Source organism: Rathayibacter sp. VKM Ac-2804, from assembly GCF_009866655.1.
Classification (GTDB): domain Bacteria; phylum Actinomycetota; class Actinomycetes; order Actinomycetales; family Microbacteriaceae; genus Rathayibacter.
Genome location: NZ_CP047420.1, coordinates 4,000,469 through 4,025,942, shown reverse-complemented (window position 1 = coordinate 4,025,942; position 25,474 = coordinate 4,000,469). Strand labels below are relative to the sequence as shown.

The following is a 25,474-nucleotide window of genomic DNA, read 5'->3' as shown; positions in this document are numbered from 1 at the left end:
AAGGCACAAGGGGAAATCGAGGGCCCGCGGCGAGTCGCTGCGGGCCCTCTACCTGTCTTCGGACGCGGCCCCGGACGATCACGCCGCTTCGACGCGCCCGGCACATGCTGGTCGAGTAGTCCCGCAGGGGCGTATCGAGACCCACCGTCGTCGGAAGGGCGGGTCTGCAGACTCGACCTCTGACGCTGGTGGATCTCGATGCGCCCGCTGCGCGGGCTGCTCGATCAGCGTGGTGGCTAGCGGCGCTTGCCGCCGCCCTTGCCGGCGGGCCTCTTCGGGCGGGTGGCCGCCGCGGTGCGCGAGCCGCTGCGCGGGGCGCCCTCGCCGGCGGCGCCCTTGGGCAGGACGGAGGCGGGCGGGATGGGGCGGCGGGTGACGGGGCGCACGGGCTCGCCGCGGCGCGACTGGCCGGGGATCGGGCGCGAGCGGCGGCCGTAGATCAGCTCGGAGGAGTCGAGCAGCCACGGCACCAGCGCGACGGTGACGCCGTGCACGAGCAGCAGCTTCTGGCGGATCCGGCGCGACTTGTGGTTGTGCAGGAATCCCTCCCACCAGTGCCCGACGATGTACTGCGGCATGTAGACGGTGATGATCTCGGAGCCGTGCTCGAGGCGGTGCGCCTTGATGTACTTGATCAGCGGGTACGAGATGTCGCGGTACGGCGAGGCGATGCAGCGCAGCGGTATCTCGATGTCCATCCGGGCCCAGTCGGCCTTGAGCTGGGCGGTCTGCGCGTCGTCGATCGACGAGTGCACCGCCTCCAGCGACTCGTGCCGGGCGGCGATGGCGTAGTCGAGCGCCTTGAGGGTCGGCTTGTTCATCCGGCCGACGAGGACGACCGCGTGGTCGCCGTTGGCGCCGAAGGTCGTGGTCGGGTCGACCTCGATCTCCTTCTCGACGTCGCGGTAGTAGCGGTAGACGCCGGCCATCAGCACGCCGAGGATCGGCATCACCAGGTAGACGAGCCACGCGCCGTGGGTGAACTTCGTGATCGTGACGACGACGAGCACGGCGAAGGTGAGCGTGGCGCCGAAGAGGTTGATCGCGAGGCTGGTCTTGACGGTGCGCGAGCCCTCGCCGTTCTTGATCATCCGGATCCAGTGCTTCACCATGCCCGACTGCCCGAGGGTGAAGGAGACGAAGACGCCGATGATGTAGAGCTGCACGAGGCTCGTCAGCGACGCCTGGTAGACGAGCAGGATGATCGCCGCGACGAGCGCCAGGATGATGACGCCGTTGGAGTAGATGAGGCGGTCGCCGCGGGTGTTCAGCGACTTCGGCGCGTATCCGTCGCGGGCGAGGACGGACCCCAGCAGCGGGAAGCCGTTGAACGCGGTGTTCGCCGCGAGGAGCAGGACGGCGGCGGTGGCGGCCTGGATCACGAAGAAGAGGATCGTGTTGTTGCCGAAGGTGGCGGCCGCGACCTGCGCGATCACGGAGCGCTGCGGCGTGGTCGCGCAGTCGGCGAAGCCGACGAGGTGGCAGGCGTTCTCGGCGTAGTGCACGTTCGAGAGCAGGGCGAGGGCGGTGAGTCCGACGAAGAGGACGATCGCGATCGTGCCCATCGCGACGAGCGTGCGCTGCGCGTTCTTGACCTTCGGGACGCGGAAGGCGGGCACGCCGTTCGAGATCGCCTCGACGCCGGTGAGGGCGGCGCAGCCGCTCGCGAACGAGCGCAGCAGCAGGAGGACGACCGCGGCCTGGGTGAGCTGCTCGCCCTGCACGGTGAAGCCGGCCGACTCCGCCACGGGAGCGTCGCCGAACGCCGCGCGGCCGAGCCCGACGACGACCATCACGAAGACGCTCGCGACGAAGAGGTAGGTGGGGACGGCGAAGGCCTTGCTCGACTCCGAGACGCCGCGGAGGTTCACGGCGGCCAGGAGGATCACGAAGAGGATCGCGAGCTCGACCCGGAGCGGCGCGAGCGCGGGGATCGCCGAGATGATGTTGTCGACGCCGGAGGCGACCGAGACCGCGACGGTGAGCACGTAGTCGACCAGGAGGGCCGCGGCGACCGTCAGCCCGGCCGTCTCGCCGAGGTTGGTGCGGGCGACCTCGTAGTCGCCGCCGCCCGAGGGGTAGGCCTTGATCAGCTGGCGGTAGCTGAGGACGACGACGACCAGCAGCACGACGACGCAGCCGGCCACCCAGGGCGCGAAGGTGAGGAAGGAGAGCCCGCCGAGCAGCAGGATCATCAGCAGCTCCTGCGGCGCGTAGGCCACGGAGGAGAGCGGGTCGCTGGCGAAGATCGGGAGGGCGAGGCGCTTCTGCAGCAGCTGGCCCTCGAGCTTGTCGCTGGAGAGCGGTTCGCCGATGAAGAAGTGCTTCGCAGTGCGGAGCTCGTTGGCGTCGGCGTCGTCCGCACCGGCGGGGGACGCCTTCGCGCCCGAAGGGGGGCCCTCGTGTGTCACGAGCGACGACACTACTCCGAGACCGGGGGCAGTCAAGCCACCGGGACGTCGGCCGCGAGAGCGCTGAACCCGCGCTGTGACCGGGCATTTCCGCACCTGTCGCGCAAGGCCTCCACGAGAGGTCACCATCTGTGGGACAGGGGGTCAAATCACCCTCGAACTGGGGCCACTCTCGACGCTGTGAAATCACCCGAAGTCTGTTGAAGTCGAAGACAGGTCACTCCGATGGGGGGAGCCGACGGGTTCTGCCCGCCGACGCTCGGAGGGACCTGCACCGTTCCGCCGCCTCCCGGCCTCTGACCCGAGCCCCGCTGCAGCGGCGCGGGCGCTCGCTCGGAGTGCCTGCGTCGACCCGCCCGCACCACGACAGGTCGGCCGAGACGCCGACAGAATCGACGGAACCCGTGTCCACTTCCCGCACCGCCGCGCCGCCGGCCCGCTCGCGCCTCTGGCGCGCAGCCGGCCTGGCCACCGCGCTCGCCGTGACCGCCGGCATCGCCCTCGCGGGCTCCGCCCCCGCCCAGGCCGCCACCACCGGCCGCTACCTCGTGTCGGTCGACTCGAGCTCGATCTCGGAGCAGGTCGTCGCCGCGCTCGGCGTCGCCGACGACGTGCAGTTCGAGGGCGGCGTCGCGGGCTTCACCGCCGACCTGACCGACCGCCAGAAGGCCGTGCTCGAGGCCGACTCGCGCGTCCTCGGCGTCGTCTCCGCCGACCAGGTCGTCGACGGCCAGGCGCAGACCACCCCCTCGCACGTGCTCACCGCGGAGGCCGACAAGGCCCCGGTGCGCGCGGGCGACGGAGTGACGAACTACACCGGCCCGGCCGTCGCGGTCATCGACTCCGGCGTCAGCTCGCACCCCGACTACAACCTGAAGGAGCAGATCAACTGCTTCGGCTCGGGCACCGCCGCCGACGCCAACGGCCACGGCACCGGCGTCTCGGGCTACATGGCCGCGCTCGACAATGGCTCCGGCTCGGTCGGCATCGCCCCCGGCGCTCCGATCTACTCGGTCCGCGCGCTCGACGCGAACAACCGCGGCACCACCGGCACCCTGATGTGCGCCCTCGACTGGGTGTCCGCGAACGCCGCGAAGTACAACATCAAGGTCGTCAACATGTCGCTCGCCACCTACGGCACCGACGACGGCAACTGCGGCCGCTCGAACGGCGACGTGATCCACCAGGCGATCTGCGACCTCGAGGCCAAGGGCATCGTCTCCGTCGGCTCCGCGGGCAACACCTCCGAGGACCTCGCAGGCTGGATCCCGGCCGCCTACGACGAGGTGCTCGCCGTGACCAACATGGCCAACTACGACGGCAAGCCCGGCGGACTCGGCACGGCGCCCTGCGGCGTCCAGACCAAGGACGACGCGGTCTCGACCAACAGCAACTTCGCCGTCTCGGCCGCCGACCAGAAGCACACCATCGCCGCCCCCGGCATGTGCCCGTACACCACCAAGAAGGGTGGGGCGTACGCCTACATCCAGTCGGGCACCAGCATGGCGGCCGCCGGCACCAGCGGCGTCGTCCTCGACTGCATGAGCTCCGGTGGATCCTGCGCGGGCAAGAGCCCGGCCCAGGTCCGCGCCCAGGTCATCGCCCAGGCGAAGGCGGCGACCGAGCGCGGCCGCACCTTCCAGGGCGACCCGACCCGCCCCGTCGCCGGCCGCTACTTCGGCTACGCCGTGAGCACCATCCCCGTCGGCACCGTTCCGACGCCGGACCCGACGCCCACCGCCACGCCGACCGCGACGCCCACGGCCACCCCGACGGCGACGCCGACCGCGACTCCGACGGCCACGCCCACGGCTACCCCCACGTCGACTCCGAAGCCGACCGCCACGCCGACGCCGACCGCGACGCCGACCACCCCTCCGGCGGCCGACACGCAGAAGCCGACGGTGAGCATCACCTCGCCCTCGACCAACACCACGGTCGTCGGCTCGATCCGGCTCGTGGCCTCGGCCAGCGACAACGTCGGAGTGACGGCCGTCGCGTTCTACGCCGGCGGCACGAAGCTCGGCAACGGCGTGAAGCAGTCGAACGGGACGTGGACGCTGTCCGCCAACTCGACGTCCTACCCGAACGCCAGCTACCAGGTGACGGCCAAGGCCCAGGACAAGGCCGGCAACGTGACCACCAGCTCGGCGATCACGCTGCGCGTCGCGAACTGAGCTCCGCGCACTGAGTGAGGGGGTCCCGCCTGACGGCGGGGCCCCCTCGTCGTTCCCGGGGCATCCCTGCTGATCGAACGGCCCGCAGGGCGGCGCACCCCTGCTGATCGAGCAGCCCGCAGGGCGCATCGAGATCCCGGGTCAGGGGCCGGTGGCGGCGCCGATCAGGCGGGTGAGGGCGTCGCGGACGGCGGTCAGCTCGTCGAGGGGGAGGTCGAGGCGCTCGACGATCCGCGGGGGGACCTGGAGTGCGCGCTCGCGGAGCGCGGCTCCGGACGGGGTGAGCGCGACGTCGAGGCGGCGCTCGTCCTCGGTGCTGCGGGCGCGCGTGACGCAGCCGGTCGCCTCGAGGCGCTTCACCAGGGGGCTGAGGGTGGCCGGCTCGAGGTGCAGGGCGGCGCCGAGGTCGGCGAGCGAGCGGGGGGCGCGCTCCCAGAGCGCGAGCATCACCAGGTACTGCGGGTGGGTGAGCCCGAGCGGCTCGAGGACGGGGCGGTAGAGGCCGATGACGGTCCGCGCGGCCACGGCGAGCGAGAAGCAGACCTGGTTCTGCAGGGCGAGCGGATCGATGTCCTGGGGATCGCTGTCCACGGAGTCGGCCTCCCTTTCCCATCGCGCACTGATGATTAGTACACTAAGCATATGGCGAAGCCGACCCGATCCCTCTACCAGCGCTTCAACGCGCGGCTCTTCCCCTGGCTCGGCCCGCCGCCGCTCGGGCCCTACGACCAGCCCGAGCCCGAGGCTCCCGCCGGCCGGGCCTGCCCGCTCTGCGGCCGCCTGATGTCGGAGCACGTGATCGACCGCAGCGGCCCGCGCACGCAGCTCTACTGCCCGGACGCCGTCGCCGAGGGGGACGCCGGCACCGTCGCCTGACGGCCCGATCGGCCCCTCCGGAGTCGCATGTCCCCTTTCGGGGGCCACGGGGTCGCGCCGCCGGGGGCGGATGATGAGCGCATGTCCCGTCTGCGCTCCGACTCCGCCCGTGCCGTCCAGTTCTCCCGCTTCGGCGGCGTGGACGTGCTCGAGATCGCGGACATCGCGCGACCTCAGCCCGGGCCGGGGGAGGTGCTGGTCGAGGTCCTCGCGGCCGGTGTGAACCACATGGAGGCGTTCATCCGGCAGGGGATGTTCGACTCCGACCACTCCGCCGCCTTCCCGATGCGCCAGGGCACCGACTTCTCCGGCATCGTCGTCGGCCTCGGCGAGGGTGTGCGCGACATCAAGCTGCGCACCGACGTCGTCGGGCACGCGCTGGTCGGCTCGCACGCCACGCACATCGTCGTCCCGCGCCAGAACCTCGTCGCCAAGCCCGCCTCGGTGAGCTGGGAGGTCGGGGGCGCGCTGTTCCTCGCCGGCGTCACCGCCTGGCGCGCGATCGAGGCCATGCACATCGGGCCGGACGACACCGTCGTCGTCTCGGCGGCGGCGGGCGGCGTCGGGAGCATGGAGATCCAGCTGGCGAAGCTGCGCGGCGCGACCGTGCTCGGCACCTGCGGCGAGCGCAACTTCGACTACCTCCGCCAGATCGGCGTGAAGCCGATCGTCTACGGCGACGGCATCGTCGACCGCATCCGCGCGGCCGCTCCGAACGGCGTGACCGTCTTCCTCGACAACTTCGGCGGCGACAACGCGGAGCTCGCCGCGGACCTCGGCATCGAGCCGGGCCGCTTCCACTCCAGCGACGACCGCAAGGAGATCGAGCTGCGCGCCGTGTGGCCCGACGCCGAGACCGCGCGCCGGGACACCGAGATCCTCGGCGAGCTGGTCGCGCTCGTCCGCGACCAGAAGCTGCGGGTGCTGGTCTCGGGCTTCTACCCCTACGGCTTCGTGCAGGACGCCTTCGACGACCTGGAGAAGCGGCACTCGCGCGGCAAGATCGTGCTCGGGATGAACCCCGTCGACGCCGGGCGCGTGACCAAGGCCCGCGACATCCACGAGGCCGGTGCCTAGGGTCGGCGCTCGGGCCTAGGCTCGGCTCTCGGGAGGGAGCCGCGTGGAGGAACCGGTCGTCGCCATCATCTGGATCGTCTCGTTCGTGGTCGTCACCGTGCTGGTGACGGGGCTGTCGGGCAGGGCGGGCTGGTCGGCTCCCGTGGCGCTGGTCGCCGTCGGCGCGCTGGCCTCCTTCGTCCCCGGGATCCCCGAGGTCGTGGTCGAGCCGGACGTCGTCCTCTACGGCATCCTGCCGCCGCTGCTCTACGCGGCGGCGATCCGCACCTCGGTGCTGGACGTCCGCGCCCGCGGCGACAGCATCCTGCTGCTCTCGGTCGGGCTCGTGGTCTTCACGGTGCTGGTGGTCGGCGCGGTCGCCTGGGCGGTGGTGCCCGCGATCTCGATCGCCGCGGCCCTCGCCTTCGGCGCGATCGTGGCGCCGACCGACGCCGTGGCGGTGACGGCCATCGCCGGGCGGCTGCGGCTGCCGCGGCGGATGCTGACGGTGCTCGAGGGCGAGAGCCTGCTCAACGACGCGACCGCGCTGGTGGCGCTGAACGCGTCGCTGCTCGCGATCGTCAGCACGGTGACACCGGGCGGGATCGCGCTCGACTTCGTGCTGGCGGTGGTGGTCGGCGCGGGCGTCGGCCTGCTGGTGGCGTTCGTGCTGGGCGTCGTGCGCAAGCAGGTGTCCTCCTCCGTGCTCGACACGAGCCTCTCGCTGGTGACGCCGTACGTCGCGTTCATCCCGGCGCAGCTGCTGCACGGCTCGGGGGTGCTCGCGGTGGTGGTCGCGGGGCTGTTCCTCGGCTTCCGCGCGCCGGTGATCCAGTCGGCCCAGGCGCGGATCGCGGAGTCGCTGAACTGGCGCACGATCCAGTTCCTGCTCGAGAACGCGGTCTTCCTCTTCATCGGGCTGAGCCTGTCCTCGGTGGTCGCGGCGACCGCCGACTCGGACATCGGCGTCTGGCAGGGGATCGGCATCAGCGCGGCGCTGCTCGCGGCGCTGATCGTCAGCCGGGTGCTCTGGATGTGCATGACCACCGTGCTCTTCCGGCACGGTCCGCGACGGCTGCAGCAGCGCGGCTGGACCTGGCCGACGGCGCTCGGGGTGTCGTTCGCGGGGATCCGCGGGGTCGTCACGCTCGCCGCGGCGTTCCTGCTGCCGGAGGAGACGCCGCAGCGGGCGTTCCTGCAGTTCCTGGCGTTCGTGGTGGTGGCGGGGACGCTCGTCGAGGGGCTCGCGCTGCCGCGGGTGGTGCGGCTGCTCAGGCTGCCGCCGCCGAACGAGCAGCAGGAGCACGTGGAGAAGCAGATGCTGCTGGCCGAGGCGCAGACGGCCGGCCTCGCCCGGCTCGACCAGGAGCCTCAGGACGGCGTCGAGGAGCGGGTGCTCGACCGGCTGCGGCGGAACGCGGTGTTCCTCGCGGACGCGCTGGAGAATCCGCCGGCGGGGGAGGACGCGGAGCCGCTCACCCACTCCTACAACCGGCTGCGCCGCGTGATGATCGCGGCCGAGCGCGAGGCGGTGCTGAAGGCGCGCGCCGAGGGGCGCTACCAGGAGCCGGCGGTGCGCAGCGCGCTGGCGTTCCTCGACGTGGAGGAGGAGGCGCTGGCGGTGGGGCGGCAGTAGCCGCCCGCGTCGCCTGGAGGACGGGGTGGAAATCCTATAGGATCGATGGGTCCGGCCGGAGGGCCGGCGCACTCGATGATGAGGAGCCGACGAGCATGACCCGTCTCTGGAACGAACCCGCCGCTTTCGCCGACGACATGGTCGACGGCTTCGTCCGCGCCAACGGCCGCTGGGTCCGCAAGGTCGTCGGCGGCGTGTCCCGCTCGACCCGCTCCGAGGAGCCCGAGGTCGCGGTCGTCATCGGCGGCGGCTCCGGGCACTACCCCGCCTTCGCCGGACTGGTCGGCCCCGGCCTCGCCCACGGCGCCGCGATGGGCAACCTCTTCGCCTCGCCCTCGGCGCACCAGGTCGAGTCGGTGATCCGTGCGAGCGAGCAGGGCCGCGGCGTGCTGCTCAGCTACGGCAACTACGCCGGCGACGTGCTGCACTTCACCGCCGCGCAGGACGCGGTGCGGGCCGACGGCATCGACTGCCGCACCGTCACCGTGACCGACGACGTCTTCAGCGCGAAGCCCGAGGAGGCGCACAAGCGCCGCGGGATCGCGGGCGACCTCACCGTCTTCAAGGTGGCGGGAGCGGCCGCCGCCGCGGGCTACTCGATCGACGACGTGGAGCGCGTGGCCGTGCTGGGCAACGCGCGCACCCGCTCCCTCGGCGTCGCCTTCACCGGCTGCACGCTGCCCGGCGCGGAGGAGCCGCTGTTCTCGGTCCCCGAGGGCCGGATGGCGGTCGGGCTCGGCATCCACGGCGAGCCCGGGATCGACGAGGTCGACATCCCCAGTGCCGCGGAGCTCGCCGAGCTGTTCGTCACGCACCTGCTCGCCGACGCCGAGATCCCCGAGGGCGTCAGCGTCGACGGCGCCCGCGTGGTCCCCGTGCTGAACGGCCTCGGCTCGGTGAAGAGCGAGGAGCTGTTCGTCGTCTTCAGCACGATCGCGGACCTGCTCGAGGCGCGCGGGATCACCCTCGTCGACCCGCAGGTGGGCGAGTTCTGCACCAGCTTCGACATGGCCGGCGTCTCGCTGACGCTGTTCTGGGTCGACGAGGAGCTCGAGACGCTCTGGTCGGCGCCGAGCGACACCCCGGCCTTCCGCACCGGCGCGGTCGACGGCGGCGCACTGGTGACCGTGACCGCGACGCAGGCCGAGGAGGTCGCCGAGGAGATCGGCGAGTCCTCCGAGGAGTCGCGTGCCGCCGCCGTGCGGGTGTACGACGCGCTGGGCGCGATCCGCGACGTGATCGATGCGAACGCCGACGAGCTCGGCCGCCTCGACGCGATCGCGGGCGACGGCGACCACGGCATCGGCATGCAGCGCGGGGCGCGGGCCGCCGCGCAGGAGGCGGCCGGCGTGCTCGAGCGCGGAGCGGGGGCGCAGACGCTGCTCACCCGGGCCGGCGACGCCTGGTCGGACCGGGCGGGCGGGACCTCCGGAGCGCTCTGGGGTGTCATCCTCCGCAGCGTCGGCGGGGCGCTCGGCGACGACCGCGCCGTGAGCGCGCGCGAGGTGAGCGCGGGAGTGACCGCCGCCTCCGACGCCGTCCGCGGCTACGGGAAGGCGAGCGTCGGCGACAAGACGATGGTCGACGCGCTGGTGCCGTTCGCCGAGACGCTCGCGGAGCGGGCCGGCGCGGGCGACGCGCTGGCGGACGCCTGGGGCGCCGCGGCCATCGCCGCGCGCTCGGCCGCCGACGCCACCTCGGACCTGATGCCCGGCCTCGGCCGCGCGCGCTCGCACGGCGAGAAGTCGCTCGGCACGCCCGACCCCGGTGCGGTCTCGTTCGCGCTGATCGTCGAGGCGATCGCACCGCAGCTCGGTGCCGCATCCGGCACCGCATCGTCCACGACCGCACCGTCCAGCAACGAAGGAGAGACAGCATGAGCACCACCTGGAGGATCGTCGTCGGATCGGACGACGCCGGCTACGACTACAAGGAGATCCTGAAGCGCGACCTCGAGGCCGACGACCGGGTGGTCTCGGTCGTCGACGTCGGCGTGGACGCGGAGTCGCACACGCCGTACCCGAGCGTCGCGATCGCGGCGGCCGAGCTGGTCGCCCGCGGCGAGGCCGACCGGGCGCTGCTGATCTGCGGCACCGGCCTGGGCGTCGCGATCGCGGCGAACAAGGTCGAGGGGATCCGCGCCGTGACGGCGCACGACTCCTTCTCGGTGGAGCGCGGCGTGCTCTCGAACGACGCGCAGGTGCTCTGCATGGGGCAGCGCGTCGTCGGCATCGAGGTCGCCCGGCGGAACGTGCGCGAGTGGCTCGGCTACGTCTTCGACGAGTCGAGCGCTTCTGCCGCGAAGGTGGAGGAGATCGTCGCGTACGAGCGCTCGGGAGCGACTGCGTAAGCTGAGCCGACCCCTTCACCGAGCGGCACCGGACCGGTGCCGCACCGATCCGCGAGGCTGTGATGACCGACCCCGTGTTCCGCCTCACCGGCGCGGAGTCGATCGAGCGGCGCGGGCTGCGCGACCACGTCTACGACCGCGTTCTCGATGTGCTGCTCGGCCCGGACATCGAGCCGGGCATGCGCCTCTCGATCGACGCGGTGGCGCGCGAGCTCGGCGTCTCGCCGACGCCGGTGCGCGAGGCGCTCGTGCAGCTCGAGCGCACGGGCCTCGTCACCCGGGTGGCCAACAAGGGCTACCGGGTGGCGCCGCCGCTCGCCGACGACCAGCTGGACGCGCTCTTCGACGCGCGGCTGGTGCTCGAGAGCGGCGCGGCCGCCCTCGCCTCGGCGCACGAGGCGGCGCTGGTGCCGCGGCTGCAGGAGGCGCTCGCCGCGCACGAGGCGATGACCGTCGTCGTGCGCGCGGCCTCGACCGAGGGCGAGCTGCCGGTGGCGCTGCTGCGCGAGTACTTCGCGGTGGACTGGAACTTCCACCACCTGATCTTCGAGGGCACGCACAACCCGTTCCTGATCGACATGTCCGAGGCGATCTCGACGCGCGTGCACCGCATGCGCCAGACCGTGCAGACGGGCGTCAGCGACGCGGACGACGCCGTGGTGGAGCACCGGGCGATCGTCGACGCGTTCGCGGCCGGCCCCGAATCGGCTGCGGCGGCGATGCGCGTGCACATCGAGCGGGTGCGCGAGCGCTCGCGCCGCGACTCCGTCCGCGCGCGCTAGCCGGCGCGCGGCCGAGCTCCGGCTCGCGGAACCGGCCCCGGCTCGCGGAATCCGCCTCGGCTCGCGGAACCGGGCGATCCCCGCGTGCCGGAGGTCGTCTCGCGTGCCGAAGTCGGCCCGACGGTGCGCTGTCAGAGCGCGAGGTGTGCGCGAGTGCGGCGACCCATGCTGGTCGAGCAGCCGCGGAGCGGCGTATCGAGACCGACGTCGTGCAGGGGGGTGGATCTCGATGTGCCCGCTGCGCGGGCTGCTCGATCAGCATGGATGGCCGCTGCGCCGGTCGCTCGATCAGCATGGGTGCCCGCTGCGCGGGCTGCGCGGGCTGCTCGGGCGGCGGACGACGGAGGGCCCGGCCGCGCGGTGCGGTCGGGCCCTCCGAGCGGGCGGCTGCGGGTCAGTGGCCCGCCTGGACGCTCGTGGTCTCGAGCAGCTCGTCCGCCTTGGAGCCGCGGAAGAACTTGGTGCAGAACATCATGGCGGCCGCGAGGAACGCGAAGACGCCGAGGGAGACGACTCCCCACACGCCGCTCTCGGTGGGCACGGCCTCGTTGAAGCCGTTGCGCATCAGCGGGGCGACGAAGCCGCCCAGGTTGCCGAGCGAGTTGATCAGGCCGATGCCGGCCGCGGCCGCCGCTCCGGTGAGGAACGCGGTCGGGTAGGCCCAGGTGATCGGTCCGACGGAGAGGAAGCTCGCCACCGCGAGGGTGATGAACAGCAGGCCGAGGATCGGCTCTCCGGCCGATCCCGCCCAGGCCGAGCCGAAGATCGACAGGCCGGTGAAGATGTAGAACATCGCGCCCCAGGAGCGGCGGCGGCGGATGGTGTTGGCGTGCTGGCCCACGTAGTAGCAGGCGAACAGGCCCACCAGCCACGGGATGGCCGAGACGAGGCCGACCTGGAAGCCGACGTCCTGCCCGATCAGGTTCGCGACCTGCTGCGGGAGGTAGAAGGTGGTGCCGTAGACCGCGATCTGCAGGCAGAAGTAGATGATCGTGAAGTACCAGACCTTCCAGCTGGCCATCGCCTTCCAGATGCCGGTCGGGCCGTCGGCCTGGCGCACGGTGTCCTCGCGCTCCATCGCCGCCGTCAACGAGTCCTTCTCGCCCTGCGTCAGCCACTTCGCCTTCTGCGGATGGTTCGTCAGGAACTTCAGCGCCGCGAAGCCGGCGATCACCGCGAGCACGCCCTCGGTGAAGAACATCACCTGCCAGCCCTCCCACGGGGTGATCTGGTTGCCGACGCTGATCAGTCCGCCGCTGAGCGGGGCGCCGAGCATCTGCGAGAAGGGCTGCGCCAGGTAGAAGATCGCGAACATCTGCACGCGCACCTTGTTGGGGAACCACTCCGACAGGAACATGATCACGCCGGGGAAGAGGCCGGCCTCGGTCACGCCGAGCAGGAAGCGCAGGATGATGAACATCGTGTCGCCGGTGGTGAAGGCGAACGCCGCGGCCACGATGCCCCAGGTGACCGCGATGCGGGCCAGCCAGAACCGGGCGCCGAAGCGCTTGAGCAGCAGGTTGCTCGGGATCTCGAAGATCGCGTAGCCGATGAAGAAGATGCCGGCGCCGAGCGCGAACGCTCCGTCCGAGATGCCCCGGTCGACCGAGAGCGCCTCCTCGGCGAAGCCGACGTTGGTGCGGTCGAGGAACGCGACGAAGTAGAGGATGACGAGCATCGGCATCAGATGCCGCGACGCCTTCGAGATGGCGGATTTCAGCGCGGGATCACGGGTGGATCCGAGGGCTGGGGACGAGGTGGTCAAGGCGCTCTCCTTTGAGTCGGCCGAATGCGGTGAGGGGTGGGAGGGGTCAGGAGCCGAGCGCGGGCAGGATCTGCGCCATGCCGACGGCGACGAGGATCACGCCGACGCCGAGGAAGATCCAGCGGCCGAGCGACCAGGTTCCGGTGAGCTTGTTCATGGGGTGTCCGTTCGAGTGAGGGCCGGAGGCGATCAGTGCATGTAGAGGCCGCCGTCGACGTTCAGGGTCTGACCCGTCACGAAGCCGGAGTCCTCGCTGATGAGGTAGGCGATCGCCGCGGCGATGTCGCGGGGCGTGCCGATGCGGGGGAGGACGCCGTCGGCGGCCATGGCCGTCTTGCGCTCCTCGGTGAGGGTGCCGCCCATGATGTCGGTGTCGATCGGGCCGGGGGAGATCGCGTTGACCGTGATCCCCTGCCCGCCCAGCTCGCGGGCGACGCTGCGGGTGAAGCCGATGACGCCGGCCTTCGCCGCCGAGTACGCGGTCTTGCTGAAGGTGCCGCCGCCGCGCTGCGCGGAGACGGAGGAGAGGCTGACGACGCGGCCGATGCCGCGGGTGATCATCGACTCCACCGCGCGGCGGGTGCTGAAGTGCACGCCGTTGAGGTTGACGTCGATCACCCGCTGCCACTCCTCGGGGGTGACCTCGAGGTAGGAGACGGGGGAGGCGATCCCGGCCAGGTTGACCAGCGCCACGACGGGCGGGAGGGCGGCCTCGAGCGCGTCGAAGGCGGCGCGGACCTGCGCGTCGTCGGCGACGTTCGCGCCGGCTCCCGCGGCCTGGACGCCGTGCTGCTCGGCGATCTCGGCGGCCACCTCCTGCGCGGCCTCGGCGTGGAGGTCGATGATCCCGACGTTCCAGCCCTGCTCGGCGAGGTGGTGGGCGGAGTAGCGGCCGATACCGCGCGGGGACGCGGCGCCGGTGAGGACGACGGTCCGGGACTCGGGGAATGCAGTCATGGTGAGTGCTCCTTCTCGGTCGGCGCGTCAGGCGATCGGCGCGGGGCCGAGCTCGTCCATCAGCTTCTTGATGGCGACGTAGGCGCGGTTGCGGTACGCGATCAGCTCGGCGGTGCGCTCGGCGGGCACGTCGAGGTAGCCGGCGCCGGACTTGGTGCCGAACTTGCCGGCGTCGACCAGCGCGGCCAGCGACTCCGGGGTGGCGAAGCGCTCGGGCCAGCGGGTCTGCAGCGAGGCGTAGCAGAAGGCGTAGACGTCGAGGCCGGCCATGTCGGCGATCGCGAACGGGCCGAAGACGGGGAGGCGGAAGCCGAAGGTGGTGCGGACGATCGTGTCGATGTCCTCGGGGGTGGCGATGCCCTCCTCGACGATCTGCGTCGCCTCGTGGAAGAGCGCGTACTGGAGGCGGTTGAGCACGAAGCCGGTGGAGTCCTTGACCCGCGCGGTCTCCTTGCCGGTCGCCGCGACGATCTCCTCCGCCAGCGCGATCGCGCTCTCGGCGGTGCCCTCGTGCGGGATCAGCTCGACGCCGGGGATGAACGGCGCGGGGTTGGAGAAGTGCACGCCGAGGAAGCGCTCGGGGTTCGTGACGGCCTCGGCCAGCGAGCCGATCAGGATGGTCGAAGTGTTCGAGCCGATCACGGCGTCGGGGCGCGCGGCGGCGCTGATCCGGCGGAGTGTCTCGTGCTTGATCTCGATCTTCTCGGGCACCGCCTCCTCGATGAAGTCGGCGGTCGCGACGGCCTCCTCGATCGACGCGGCGGGGGAGAGGTTCTGCCGGATGCGCTCGACCGCGTCCTCGGGGAAGAGGCCGTCGGCGACGAACTGCGCGGTCTCGGTGAGCAGGCGCTCGTAGTTGCTGCGGGCGATCTCCTCGGAGATGTCGGCGATGACGACGGTGGCGCCGGAGAGCGCGAGGACCTGGGCCATGCCTCCGCCCATGTAGCCGGAGCCGACGACGGCGATGGTGCGCGCGGTCGGGGCGGTGGTGCCGGTGGTGTCTGCGGTGTCTGCGGTGTCTGCGGTGTCGCTCATGGGGGTGCGTTCCTTACTGCGAGGCCCGGGCCGCGCGGGGCAGCAGCGAGCGGATGTAGGTCTGGTTGGTCGAGCACATGCCGAGGCTGTCGCCGCCGTAGTGCTCGGCGAGGAGGATGCCGCGGAAGCCGCCCTCGATCGCGTCGCGCAGGACCTGGCGGTAGTTGATGAGACCGGCCTCCATGGTCGAGGGGACCGAGGTGGCCCAGGAGCCGTCGGCCGACTCGTCGCGGGTGTAGTTCTTCACGTGCATGTAGTTGGCGTAGGGGAGGGTCTTCGCGAACAGCTCGCGCCAGTCCTCGACCGGGCGGTGCAGGCGGATCAGGTTCGCGACATCGGGGTTGAGGCCGACGTTGTCCAGGCCCACCTCCTCGACGAAGCGGACGGCGCTGTCGGCGGTGCCGAGGTAGGTGTCCTCGTAGAGCTCGAGCGCGAGCGGGAGGCCCACGTCGGCCGCGTGCGTGCCGAGCTCGCGGATGCGGCCGACGGCGGCGTCCCAGACGTCGCGGTCGTCGGGGTCCTTCGGGCCCTGCGCGGTCCAGAACCACAGGGCGCGCTTCTGCGCGTCGCTGAACGGCTGGTGCAGACCGGTCGAGAAGACCTGCATGCCCCACTCCGCGGCGGCGTCGATGGTGCGGTGCGCGTAGGCGAGGTTCTTCTCCTCGTGCCCGGGCATGATCACGCTCTGGCGCTGCAGGTGCACGGAGGGGATGCCGATGCCGTGCGACCTCGCGATGCTGAGGAACTCGTCTCGGCGCGAGGGCTCGAGGTCGGCGGGGCGGACGTGGCTGTCGGCGAGCTCGGCGAGGGTGAAGCCGACCTGCTCGACCTGGGCGAACATGTCGTCCCAGACCTCGGGGGCCGCGTCGTGCAGGGCGACGCCGTCGCGGCCGACGGGCGGGATGCCGTGCAGGCAGGTGGCGATCGGCCAGGTCTCGGCGGTCCAGGTGTCCGGGTTCCAGTCGACGCCGTCCCAGGACTGCGCCCCCTGGAGGTTCGGCGTGGGAGTGCTCTCGCTCATCAGTGCTCCATTGCGCTCGATGCGACCGGCGTTGGCCGCACAAAAGATCCTATAGGAAATATAGTCCTGGAGCGGCGGAGCGCAAGGGGCGGGTGGTCGGCGAAGGCCCGGCGCAACCAAGGCTGGGGAGGGTGATCGGCGACGTCATCGATGGAATCGGGCGGTGAGCCTTCGTTGTGCGGAGGTGCGCGGGCGGACAGCCGAACGGCGGGGACCCCCGAGGGGATCCCCGCCGTCAGCGGTGGCGCGGTGGGCGTCAGCTCAGCGTGGAGCGGACCGCCGCGCGCGCCTGGTCGAGCGCGTTGCGCAGGGCGTCCGTGCTCGCCGCGATCACGGAGCCGTGGGCGGCGGCCGTGCGCAGCTCGGCGCGCAGCTCGTCGCGGAACTCGGTGAGCAGCACCTCGGCGTCGCGCAGGGCGAGCCGGGAGGCGGTGCGCGCGTCGACCGGCGCGGCGTGCTCCGCGGAGTCGGACGGAGCGTCCTGCGGGCGCTCGCCCGTGGTGGAGTCCGTCGACTCCGCCGGGGCGGGCGTCTCGGCCGAGTGCTCCGGCCCGCCGCGCGACGGGCGCGAGTCGCGGGCGGCGGACGCCAGGTCCGCGCGGAGGCTCTTCATCGCCTCCGCGACGCCGAGGCGCACCTCGTCGGCCAGGCGGCGGACGGAGTCGGTCAGCTCCTCCTCGATGTCGCCGAGGTCGGTCGCGCGGTTCGCGAGCTCGGCACGGCCCGCGTCGGTGATGGAGTAGACGGTCTTGCGGCCGTCGGCCTCCTTGGTGACCAGGCCCTCCTCCTCGAGCTTCGCCAGGCGCGGGTAGACCGTGCCGGCGCTCGGGGCGTAGGTGCCGCCGAAGCGCTCGCTGAGCGCCTGGATCAGCTCGTAGCCGTGCTTGGGCGACTCCGCGAGGAGGTTGAGCAGGTAGAGGCGCAGACGTCCGTGCGCGAAGACGGGGCTCACAGCGCGCTCGCGTCGGTGAGGCGCTGCGCGGCGGGAGCGGCGGGGGAGCGGCGGACGACGGTGACGGCGCCGGTCACCGAGTTGGCGGTGACGTCGACCCACTTCGAGTCGAGCGAGCCGGTGGTCGCGGTGTAGCCGCGGCCGAACGTGCCCTTCACGACCTCGCCGTCGAGCTGCAGCGTGCCGGTGGCGGTGTTGATCCGGTAGCGGGCGCCGAGGCCCTCGTCGATCCGGATGGTGAGGTCGCCGCTGACGGTGTTGCACTGGATCTCGTCCGGGGCGTCCTCGGCGTCGACGAAGACGCTGCCCGAGACTCCGTCGACGGAGAAGCGGGTGAGCGCGCCGGCGGTGGTGACGTCGCCCGAGACGGTGTGCGCGGTGACGCGGCCGGTGTGGTTGCGGACCGAGAGCTCGCCGTGGACGGTGTTCGCCTCGATGTCGCCGCGCAGGCCGTCGATGACGATGTCGCCGCCGACCGTGGAGACGCGGGCGTCCGAGTGCAGTCCGGAGACGAGGCCGTCGGCCGAGACGGTGTCGAACTTCAGCGCGACGCCGCGGGGGACGAGGAGGCTGATGTCGGCGCGGTCGCCGTTGCGGCCGAGGCCCTTCGCGACGTCGACGACGGTGTCCCAGCGGAGCTGGATGTGGTCGACCTCGAGGCGGTCGCCGTCCATCGAGACCTTGAGCGGCCGGCCCGAGACGCTGTGCACCTCGACGCGGGCGGTGGGCTCGTCGTGCCCGATGACGTCGATCTGACCGCCGACCAGGGCGATCTTGATCGCGCGGACGACGTCGAGGTCGATGACCTTCGTCTCGCCCGCCTGCACGAGCCATTTCTCGAGCGACATGGTGCTCCTCCTCCTGCGCCCTCATGGGGCGATCGTGCTGCTGCTGGTGCCGGGACGACTCGCGATATGACGCGAGTCGATGAAAGTCACGATATATCGCGTGTTCGGCCGCGAGCAAGAGTGCTCGGCGATCACTCAGGCGACGCTCTGCGTCTGCTAGACCGGGGGCATGGATCCGCTCGCGGCACTGCAGGAGATCGCCGCCCTGCTCGAGCAGGAGCGGGCGTCGAAGTACCGCGCGAAGGCGTTCCGCAAGGCGCTCGCCGTGCTCGAGGGCATGGCCGAGGGCGAGCGGGCCGACCTGGCGCTCGTCCGCGCGGAGCCGGGGATCGGCGACACGACCTTCACCGTGATCCGCCAGGCGCTCGAGGGGCGGGTGCCGGACTACCTCGCCGGGCTGCGCGGGACGGCGTCCCTGCCGGAGAGCGCGCTCCGGAGCCTGCTCCGCGGCGATCTGCACAGCCACAGCGAGTGGTCCGACGGTGCGACGCCGATCGCCGCGATGGCCGATGCGGCCCGGGCGCTCGGGCACGAGTACCTCGCGCTGACCGACCACTCGCCGCGGCTGCGGGTCGCGCACGGGCTGAGCGCCGAGCGGCTCGCCGACCAGCTGGAGCACCTGGCCGGCCTCGACACCGGGTCGCTGCGCCTCCTGAGCGGGATCGAGGTCGATGTGCTGGAGGACGGCGCGCTGGACCAGTCGGAGGAGATGCTCGCGCGGCTCGACGTGGTGGTCGCGAGCGCGCACTCGAAGCTGCGGATGCCGAGCCGGGAGATGACGCGGCGCCTGATCGCGGCGGCGGCGCACCCGCGGACCCGCGTGCTCGGGCACGTCACCGGGCGGCTCGTCACGGGGGAGCGCGGCACCCGCCCGCCGTCCACCTTCGACGCGGAGGCCGTCTTCCAGGCGTGCGCCGAGCACGGGACCGCGGTCGAGATCAACTCCCGTCCCGAGCGGGAGGACCCGCCGGACGAGCTGATCGCGCTCGCGCTGGAGGCCGGCTGCCTCTTCTCGATCGACAGCGACGCGCACGCCCCCGGCCAGCTCGGCCTGCTCGACTACGGCGCCGCGCGCGCCGAGCGCCTCGGCGTCCCGCCCGCCCGCATCGTCACGACGTGGCCGCTCCCGCGACTCCTGGAGTGGCTGGCGGGCTGATCCCCCGCCGCGAGATGCCACTTGTGCACGCTTTTCACGGCGTGTCGTGTACACAAGTGGCATCTGCGGAAAGCGAAGTCACGGGTGGTACCCCCTTGACAGAAGGAGCTAGCGCGGGGGGAGTTCGGGCGCAAGTAGTGATTTCCCAGCGCGGGGAGCGGCATGCTCGTGGGGGCGGTCCTGTGACGCGCCCCCTTCCGCTCCGACCAGACCAGGTGATCCCGTGGCCACGCAGACCGTTCTCGACGCCGTGCGCGCAGCGCCCACCCTCCTGGAGGCGATCCGGGCGGCCGACGCGCTGACGATCGCCGCTGTCAGCGACGGGGGCGGTCGCGCCGTGCGCCTGCTCACCCGCGCGGCCCTCGACCCCGCCGACCAGCTCACCGCCATCGCCGCGGTGCACTCGCTCGCGCAGGTCTTCGACGAGGAGGCCGACCTCGCGCTGCTCCGGCTGCTCGCCGACGAGCGGGCCTTCCTCCGCGAGCACGCCGCCTGGGCGTTCGGCGGGCGACTGCCGCGGCCGGCCGCCGTCGGACCGCTGCTCCGGATGATCCGCGACGGCGGCTTCGCCGGCATGCTCGCGCAGCGCACCCTGCTGCTCTGGGCGTCCTCCGCGCCCGACCTCGTCGCCCTCGCGCTCGAGGGCGCGCTGATCGGCGAGCGCGACCGCGACGTCCGCGCCCGCTACGTCGAGACGATGGGGCTGGTCCCCGGCGCGATCGCCGAGCGCACCCTCCTGCACATCGCCGCCGACGAGGGCGAGGTGTTCGAGGCGCGCGCCGCGGCCGCCGACGCGCTCGGCGAGCGGCCCTCCGACGACGCCGCGCTGATGCTCGCCCGCCTCGGCGAGATGCCGGAGCCGCTCGGACCCGTCGCGCGCGTCGCGCTCGCCGACCGCGCCATCGCCCCGGTGACCGGCGCGGGCCCGACCGTCGCCCAGCTCTTCGTGCACGCCGACATCGACGGCACCCTCACCCGCGTCGGGGCCGGCGACAACGGCGGCATCGCGACCCTCCTCGTCCGCCTCGGCGACGCGCTGACCGAGGAGGAGGGCATCGACCGGGTCCTCACGCTCTCGCGCGGCACCCCCGCCGAGGCCGAGCGCGCCCTGGCCGATCTGCCCGCCGCGGGCCACGGCTTCGCCCCGGTGCCCTTCGTCGGCGACGCCGTGCCGATGCCGCAGGCCTGGCCGCGCCGCATCGCCGCCGAGCGCGGCATCCGCCGCATCCTCCGCGCCGCCGGCCGCGTCGACGTCCTGCACCTGCGGATGGCCGACGTCGGCTCGCTCGCCGCGGCCGCGGTCGCCCGCGAGCTCGAGATCCCCGTCGTCTTCACCGTCGCGCCCGACCCGCACGCCCTGATCGCGGGACTCGACGCGAGCGGAGCCCTCTCGCGCGCCGACTTCGGCGACCGCGACGCCGTCGAGCACTTCTGGTTCCGCGTGCGCCTCGTGCAGCGGCTCGCCGCCGACGCGGCGCACACCGTGCTCTTCCCGCGCGCCGAGCTGGCGGAGACGATGCGCGACATGCTCGGCATCGACATCACCGCGCACCCCGAGCGGCACACGATCGTGCCGGAGGGGATCGACGTCCGCCTCGTCGAGCGCGGCGAGGACGCGGCCCGCGCCGCCGCCGCGGGCGAGGACGTCGCCCTCGACGCCGGCGACGACCTCTCGGCGCTCGCCGCGCTGCTGGCGGAGCTGCCGGCCGAGCGCCGCGGGCTGCCGCTGCTGCTCAGCGTCGGGCGCCTGCACCGGGTGAAGGGGATGGCGACGCTCGCCGAGGCGTGGGCCGGCTCGCCGCTGCGCGATCGCGCGAACCTCCTCCTGGTCGGCGGCGACCTCGCCGAGCCGAGCCCGGACGAGACCGAGCAGCTCGACCGCCTCCGCGCCGTCGCCGCCCGGTCCGGCTCGGCCGGCGGTCTGCTGCTCGCCGGGCACCGCCCCAACGGCACGGTGGCCCGCTGGCTCGGCGCCGTCCGCCACGGCCGGCCCGGTCTCGCCGCGGCCGGCGGCGCGTACGTCTGCGCGAGCGTCAAGGAGGAGTTCGGCATCGCGCTGCTCGAGGCGCTCGCCGCGGGCCTGCCCGTCGTCGCCCCGGCCACGGGCGGCCCCGCGACCTACGTGGAGGAGGGCGTGACCGGCTTCCTGGTCGACACCACCGACCACGAGGCGCTCGCCGTCGCCGCCTGCCTCGCGCTCGACCTCGCCGCGGGCCCGCTCGCCGAGTTCTCCGCCGAGCGAGGCCGCGCCATGGTGCTCGAGCGCTACACGATCGAGGCGATGGCGCACGCGCTCTCCGGCGTCTACGTCCGCGCCACCGCCGACCAGGAGCGCCCGCTCCGCTGCGACCTCGTGCTGGGCGCCTCGTGACCCTGCTGATCGTCAGCCCCGACTACGCGTCGCACCTGCTGCCGCTGGCGACCCTCGGCACCGCCTGGCGCGCGGCCGGGGAGCGCGTCGTGGTCGCGACCGGAGACGCGACGCGCTCGATCGTCGACGGCTTCGGCTTCGAGCACGTCCCGCTCCGGCTCGGCCGCGGCTCGAACCCGGGGACCATCCGGGCGGAGGAGCAGGCGCCCGACGAGGGCGACTCGCTCCGCGGCTTCTTCGACGCGACCCGCCGCGGCATGGTGCCGACCCTGGAGTACCAGGCGCGCGAGCGGCTGACCGATCTGCTCTGGGACCCGGCGGGCGTCTCCGCGCGGCTGCGCGAGATCCTCGACGAGGTCCGGCCCGACGCGATCGTCGTCGACCACCTCGCCTTCACCGCGCGGGTCGCCCTGCGCGCGCTCGGCGTGCCCTACGGCGACGTCGTGCTCGGGCACCCGAGCGCGCTGACCGTGCCGGGCGAGGTCTACGGCTTCCCGCCGGTCTGGCCCGATGCCTTCGAGCCGTCGGCCGAGGACCTCGCCCGGCTGCGGGCGCTCTGCGAGCGGGTCCGCGACTCCTTCACGGCGGAGTGGAACGCGGCGCTGGTGGCGCTCGATCCGGCTGCGGCGCCCAGCCTCGACGCCTTCGCCGAGAGCGGCGACGTGCTGCTGCTGAACTACCCCGGCGAGCTGCACGACGCGGCGCGCACGGCGCAGCTGCCGCCGCACGCCTTCCTCGGCTCGGCCGTCCGCGGGGAGCCGCGCGACGCCGAGGTGGAGGAGTGGCTGGCCGCGTCGGACGACCCGGTGGTCTACGTGAGCTTCGGCAGCTTCCTCTCGGTGCGCGACGACGTGCTCGCGCGGGTGGTCGCGGCGCTGGCCGGGGTCTCGGTCGACGGGCGGCCGGTGCGCGTCGCCCTCGCGTCGGGGGCGACCGATCCGGCGGCGCTCGGCGATGTGCCCGCCGGCTGGCTGGTGCGCGGCTTCCTGCCGCAGGTGACGCTGCTCGGGCGGGCCGCGCTGGCGGTCACGCACGGCGGCAACAACAGCGTGACGGAGGCGATGACGGCGGGAGTGCCGCTCGTCGTCCTGCCGTTCTCGACGGATCAGTTCGCCGGGGCTGCGGCGCTGGAGGACGCGGGAGTGGCCGAGGTGCTCGATCCGAACAGCGCGACGGCGCCCGAGCTGGCGGTCGCCGCCGGTCGGATGCTGGCGCTGGACGGGGCGGCGCGGGAGCGGCTCGACGAGCTGTCGGCGGCGCTCCTCGAGACGACCGGACCCGAGCGCGCCTACGCTGCGCTGGCGCACGCCGCGTCGTGAGCACGGAGGACGGGCCCGCCGGCGACGGACCGCTCGACGACGGACCCACCGACGACGGACGCTGGCTGGTCGTGAACGGCCGCCGCTGGCGCCGCACCGACCCGAGCCTCCCCGAGGACGTCGTCGCGGCGCTGAAGTCGCACCTCGGCCGCGGCCGCTCCGGCGTCCGCACGGCGAAGAAGGCCGGCGACGAGGCCGCGGTCGCCGCCGCCCGCCGGCGGACCGGCCTGGCCAAGCACGGCCTCGGCGAGCGCGGCCCGAAGTGGTGGGACGAGCCCGAGCCCGCCCGCCTCGCCCGCGCGCTGGCGGCCCTCCACGACCTCGACGCCCTCTAGTCCCCACTCCCTCCCGCGAGATGCCACTCGGGTACGCCTTCCACGGCGTGTCGCGTACCCGAGTGGCATCTCGCGGAGGGGGGTCAGAGCAGGGACTCCGCGAGGGAGAGGGCGCCTCGGACGCCGGCCTCGTCGCCGAGCGCCGGGGGGACCAGGCGCAGGCGGCCTCCGCCGGTGCCGTTCGCGCCGGGAGCGCCCATCAGGCGCTCCACCTCCGCCTCGGTGGCCGCGAGCAGGCCGGGGGTCTTGGCGACGCCGCCGCCGACGATCGCGAGGCGGACGCCCGCGACGTAGGCGAGCGTCGTGACGAGCTGCGCTAGGTAGAACGAGCTGATGCGCAGATTCGCCGCCGCGTCCTCGGGGCCGAGGCTCGAGCCGTCCACACCCCAGCGCGCCGAGATCGCCGGGCCGGCGACGAGCCCCTCGAGGCAGTCGCCGTGGAACGGGCAGGTGCCCTCGAAGCGGTCCTCCGGGTGCCGGCGCGGCAGCACGTGCGCCACCTCGGGCCAGCCGCTGCCGGCGAGCAGGCGTCCGCCGGCGATGATGCCGCCGCCGACTCCCGTGCCGACCGTGAGGTAGACGAAGTCGGGCTCGCCCTGCCCGGCACCCCAGCGCGCCTCGCCGAGGGCGGCGCCGTTGACGTCGGTCACGAGGGCGGTGCGCGCGCCGGGCGCCGCGGCCTCGAGCGGGGACAGCACGTCGGCGCCCTCCCAGCCGAGCTTGGGCGTGGAGGTGAGCCGGCCGTAGCTGAGGGAGGCGGGGTCGATGTCGAGCGGGCCGAACGAGGCGACGCCGATCGCGGCGATCGTGCCCTCGACGCCGTGGTCGCGGGTGAACGCGGCGAGGTCGCCGAGGGTCTCCGCGGGTCCGCGGGTGGGCAGGGTCGTCTTCGCGAGGATCCGCTCGGGGTCGTCGAGGCCGGCGACCGCGGCGACGACCTTGGTGCCGCCGGTCTCGATGCCGAGGAGGAGGGCGCGGCTCTGCGCTGCGGAGGTCACCGGGTCAGCAGGCCGCGACCTTGGCGACCGCGGACGAGAGCGTGAGCTCGCTGCCGAGGACGGTCGCGTAGTCGAGGTGCAGGCGCTTCAGCGAGTCGACCGTCTCGGCCGGGACGCAGGCGGGCCGGCTCAGCGAGATCGGCGAGCCGTTCGCGGCGGCGGCCGTCGCTCCGGACAGCGCGTCGGCGAAGCCCTCGCCCGAGGCGAGGAAGGTCGTGTCGGTGAGCTCGGCCGGGGCGTAGGCCTCGTTGACCAGGCGGCTGGTGGCGTAGCGGCTCTCGCCGCCGATCCGCTCCGTTCCGTCGACCACGCCCGACGAGACGAGCTGGGCCTGGATGCCCGCGGAGATCGAGGGCTCCTGGCCGATCACGACGGCGGTCGCCGGGTCGAGGCGGGAGATCGCCGTGCGGCTGGCCGCGTCGAGGTCGGGCTCCGCGCCGTCGACCAGGAGCACGGGCTCGCCAAGGCGGCCGGCGACCGGCGCGACCGAGAGTGCGTCGGGGAAGTTGCCGCCCGTGGCGAGGAAGACCTCGTCGGCCGAGCCGGCGGGGAACGCGTCCGCGACGAGCAGGCGCGAGGTGTCGTAGCGGTCGGTGCCGCCGATGCGCACGACCGAGCCGGCGACGGCGTCGATCGCCTGGAAGACGGCCGGTGAGACGGTCAGGTCGCTGCCGACGACGACGACCTTCTTCGGGGCGAGCCGCTGGATCTCGGCGCGCGTGACGGGGAAGAGCTGATCCGGGTCGGTCAGCAGCAGGGCGCCGCCCTGGACCGCGGCGGCCGGACCGGCGCTGAGCGCGTCCGCCCAGCCGCCGCCGCTCGCGACGTAGAGCACCGGCACGCCGGGCGCGACCGACTGCGTCGTCGCGACGGAGGTGCCGTAGCGGTCGCTGCCGGAGATGCGGATCGAGGAGAAGGACCAGGGCTCGGGCGCGAAGTCGACGGCCGTGACCGGGCCGCCGCTGACGGCGACCTCCGTCGAGTCGCCCACCCAGTCGGTGCGCTGCCAGAACTGGTCGCCGACGGTGGGGACCGCTGAGCCGGTCGGCTTCTCGACCACGCGGACGACGTACGAGCCGTTCTCCAGGCCGGTGAGGGTGTAGCCACCCGCCGCTCCTGCGCCGAGGGTCGTCTCGGTCGAGGCGACGAGGTCCGCGTCCCTCGGGTCGCCGTCGATGTCCCAGGCCTGCACCACGAAGCGGTGCGAGCCGGCGACGGCGGGCGCGGTGACGGTGCCGCTGATCGCGCCGTCGGCGGCCGTCGCGGCGGAGGCGGGCCCGGCGACGAGGCCCGTGACGGCGAGGGCGCCGACCGCGAGCGTGGAGAGGGCGAGCGGGAGCGCTGAGGAACGGCGGCGTCGAGGAGTCACAGTGTGGCTTTCCGTTGAGCGCGGCGGGCCGCGGCGGACACGATGGTTCGAATGCTAACG

Annotated in this window: 21 protein-coding genes; 11 read left to right on the top strand and 10 right to left on the bottom strand. The window is 73.1% G+C overall.

What is annotated here, in order from left to right:
* Positions 1-236: 236 nt before the first annotated feature.
* Positions 237-2,315, bottom strand: coding sequence for an APC family permease (locus GTU73_RS18640; RefSeq protein ID WP_244231879.1), 2,079 nt, complete (start codon positions 2,313-2,315; stop codon positions 237-239).
* A gap of 500 nt (positions 2,316-2,815) precedes the next feature.
* On the opposite strand from GTU73_RS18640, the gene GTU73_RS18635 reads away from it, so the two are divergent.
* Positions 2,816-4,588 carry an Ig-like domain-containing protein gene (locus GTU73_RS18635; protein ID WP_160091096.1) on the top strand — a complete coding sequence of 591 codons (1,773 nt, stop codon included), beginning with the start codon at positions 2,816-2,818 and terminating at the stop codon, positions 4,586-4,588.
* Positions 4,589-4,729: 141 nt separating this feature from the next.
* On the opposite strand, the gene GTU73_RS18630 is transcribed toward GTU73_RS18635, so the two are convergent.
* Positions 4,730-5,179 carry a MarR family transcriptional regulator gene (locus GTU73_RS18630; RefSeq protein WP_244231698.1) on the bottom strand — a complete coding sequence of 150 codons (450 nt, stop codon included), beginning with the start codon at positions 5,177-5,179 and terminating at the stop codon, positions 4,730-4,732.
* A 51-nt stretch (positions 5,180-5,230) separates the two neighbouring features.
* Here GTU73_RS18630 and GTU73_RS18625 point away from each other — a divergent pair, with 51 nt between their 5' ends.
* The 6 genes from GTU73_RS18625 to GTU73_RS18600 all read left to right on the top strand — a co-directional run bounded on the left by GTU73_RS18625 (position 5,231) and on the right by GTU73_RS18600 (position 11,288).
* Positions 5,231-5,464: a hypothetical protein gene (locus tag GTU73_RS18625; protein ID WP_160091094.1), complete on the top strand. Its 234-nt coding sequence runs from the start codon at positions 5,231-5,233 to the stop codon at positions 5,462-5,464.
* A gap of 81 nt (positions 5,465-5,545) precedes the next feature.
* Positions 5,546-6,541, top strand: coding sequence for an NADP-dependent oxidoreductase (locus GTU73_RS18620; RefSeq protein WP_160091093.1), 996 nt, complete (start codon positions 5,546-5,548; stop codon positions 6,539-6,541).
* A 43-nt stretch (positions 6,542-6,584) separates the two neighbouring features.
* Positions 6,585-8,156, top strand: coding sequence for a cation:proton antiporter (locus GTU73_RS18615; protein ID WP_160091092.1), 1,572 nt, complete (start codon positions 6,585-6,587; stop codon positions 8,154-8,156).
* 95 nt (positions 8,157-8,251) lie between these two features.
* Entirely contained in the window at positions 8,252-10,036 is a 1,785-nt protein-coding gene (locus GTU73_RS18610) for a dihydroxyacetone kinase family protein (protein WP_160091091.1), read from the top strand.
* The gene (locus tag GTU73_RS18605; RefSeq protein WP_123741040.1) at positions 10,033-10,506 is read left to right on the top strand and encodes a ribose-5-phosphate isomerase; all 474 of its coding nucleotides are present in this window, start codon (positions 10,033-10,035) and stop codon (positions 10,504-10,506) included. Before GTU73_RS18610 ends, GTU73_RS18605 begins: the two co-directional genes overlap by 4 nt.
* Before the next feature lie 62 nt (positions 10,507-10,568).
* Positions 10,569-11,288: a GntR family transcriptional regulator gene (locus GTU73_RS18600; protein WP_160091090.1), complete on the top strand. Its 720-nt coding sequence runs from the start codon at positions 10,569-10,571 to the stop codon at positions 11,286-11,288.
* 394 nt (positions 11,289-11,682) lie between these two features.
* Here GTU73_RS18600 and GTU73_RS18595 read toward each other — a convergent pair whose 3' ends face one another.
* The 6 genes from GTU73_RS18595 to GTU73_RS18570 form a co-directional block, all read right to left on the bottom strand.
* A complete protein-coding gene (locus GTU73_RS18595) occupies positions 11,683-13,053 on the bottom strand; it encodes an MFS transporter (RefSeq protein ID WP_244231697.1) in 1,371 nt (456 codons plus the stop codon).
* A 189-nt stretch (positions 13,054-13,242) separates the two neighbouring features.
* Positions 13,243-14,010 carry an SDR family oxidoreductase gene (locus GTU73_RS18590; protein ID WP_160091089.1) on the bottom strand — a complete coding sequence of 256 codons (768 nt, stop codon included), beginning with the start codon at positions 14,008-14,010 and terminating at the stop codon, positions 13,243-13,245.
* A gap of 27 nt (positions 14,011-14,037) precedes the next feature.
* The gene (locus tag GTU73_RS18585) at positions 14,038-15,045 is read right to left on the bottom strand and encodes a 3-hydroxyacyl-CoA dehydrogenase family protein (protein ID WP_160091088.1); all 1,008 of its coding nucleotides are present in this window, start codon (positions 15,043-15,045) and stop codon (positions 14,038-14,040) included.
* Positions 15,046-15,058: 13 nt separating this feature from the next.
* Complete coding sequence (locus GTU73_RS18580; RefSeq protein ID WP_160091087.1) at positions 15,059-16,066, bottom strand: sugar phosphate isomerase/epimerase family protein; 1,008 nt, start codon at positions 16,064-16,066, stop codon at positions 15,059-15,061.
* 256 nt (positions 16,067-16,322) lie between these two features.
* Positions 16,323-17,018, bottom strand: coding sequence for a PadR family transcriptional regulator (locus tag GTU73_RS18575; protein WP_160091086.1), 696 nt, complete (start codon positions 17,016-17,018; stop codon positions 16,323-16,325).
* Positions 17,015-17,866, bottom strand: coding sequence for a hypothetical protein (locus GTU73_RS18570; protein WP_160091085.1), 852 nt, complete (start codon positions 17,864-17,866; stop codon positions 17,015-17,017). The genes GTU73_RS18575 and GTU73_RS18570 overlap by 4 nt, the downstream gene beginning before the upstream one ends.
* Before the next feature lie 169 nt (positions 17,867-18,035).
* On the opposite strand from GTU73_RS18570, the gene GTU73_RS18565 reads away from it, so the two are divergent.
* The 4 genes from GTU73_RS18565 to GTU73_RS18550 all read left to right on the top strand — a co-directional run bounded on the left by GTU73_RS18565 (position 18,036) and on the right by GTU73_RS18550 (position 23,047).
* On the top strand, positions 18,036-19,022 hold the full coding sequence (locus GTU73_RS18565) for a PHP domain-containing protein (RefSeq protein ID WP_160091084.1): 987 nt from the start codon (positions 18,036-18,038) through the stop codon (positions 19,020-19,022).
* A 223-nt stretch (positions 19,023-19,245) separates the two neighbouring features.
* Positions 19,246-21,393 carry a glycosyltransferase gene (locus GTU73_RS18560; protein ID WP_160091083.1) on the top strand — a complete coding sequence of 716 codons (2,148 nt, stop codon included), beginning with the start codon at positions 19,246-19,248 and terminating at the stop codon, positions 21,391-21,393.
* Positions 21,390-22,712, top strand: a complete 1,323-nt coding sequence (locus GTU73_RS18555) for a glycosyltransferase (protein WP_160091082.1) — start codon at positions 21,390-21,392, stop codon at positions 22,710-22,712. The genes GTU73_RS18560 and GTU73_RS18555 overlap by 4 nt, the downstream gene beginning before the upstream one ends.
* Before the next feature lie 65 nt (positions 22,713-22,777).
* The gene (locus tag GTU73_RS18550) at positions 22,778-23,047 is read left to right on the top strand and encodes a biopolymer transporter Tol (protein ID WP_208543822.1); all 270 of its coding nucleotides are present in this window, start codon (positions 22,778-22,780) and stop codon (positions 23,045-23,047) included.
* 83 nt (positions 23,048-23,130) lie between these two features.
* Here the strand turns inward: GTU73_RS18550 and GTU73_RS18545 are convergent, their stop codons facing one another.
* Together GTU73_RS18545 and GTU73_RS18540 are read right to left on the bottom strand one after the other, a co-directional pair.
* Positions 23,131-24,045, bottom strand: a complete 915-nt coding sequence (locus tag GTU73_RS18545) for an ROK family protein (protein ID WP_160091080.1) — start codon at positions 24,043-24,045, stop codon at positions 23,131-23,133.
* 4 nt (positions 24,046-24,049) lie between these two features.
* Positions 24,050-25,414 (bottom strand): cell wall-binding repeat-containing protein, encoded by a 1,365-nt coding sequence (locus GTU73_RS18540; protein ID WP_160091079.1) that lies wholly within the window; start codon positions 25,412-25,414, stop codon positions 24,050-24,052.
* Between the last annotated feature and the right edge of the window lie 60 nt (positions 25,415-25,474).